The 452-nt window shown below is 62.4% G+C and carries 1 protein-coding gene; it reads right to left on the reverse strand.

Annotation, left to right across the window (positions count from 1 at the left end):
* Positions 1 to 452, reverse strand: a 452-nt coding sequence (locus B3520_RS17085) for an NADP-dependent isocitrate dehydrogenase (protein WP_286876479.1), incomplete at both ends; no start/stop codon positions are given.

A 452-nucleotide genomic window follows, 5' to 3' on the forward strand; every position in this document is an offset into this window, starting at 1 on the left:
AGGTAATCGCGCAGCACGTTACCGGTCACGGAAATGGTGTCCTTGCCCTGACGGATGCGCTCCAGGGAGAAGGTCATGGCATCCACCGGCGCCATGATGTGAATTTCCAGGCCGCTGGTGTCGTGCTCTTTCAGGTACTGCTCCACTTTCTTGGTGACCTGGGCGTCGTGAGCGCGCTTGGAGTCCAGCCAGAACACGGCCGGGGCGCCACTCTCGCGAGCGCGGTTGACCGCCAGCTTGACCCAGTCGCGGATCGGCGCATCTTTGACCTGGCACATGCGGAAGATATCGCCCGCCTCGACGCTCTGCTCGATCAGCACCTGGCCGCTGGCATCCACCACCTGAACCTTGCCGCTGGCCGGCACTTCAAAGGTCTTGTCGTGTGAACCGTACTCTTCGGCCTTCTGGGCCATCAGGCCAACGTTGGACACGCTGCCCATGGTGGTCGGATC

The sequence above is a fragment of the Marinimicrobium sp. UBA4509 genome, from assembly GCF_002388575.1.
Classification (GTDB): domain Bacteria; phylum Pseudomonadota; class Gammaproteobacteria; order Pseudomonadales; family Cellvibrionaceae; genus Marinimicrobium; species Marinimicrobium koreense.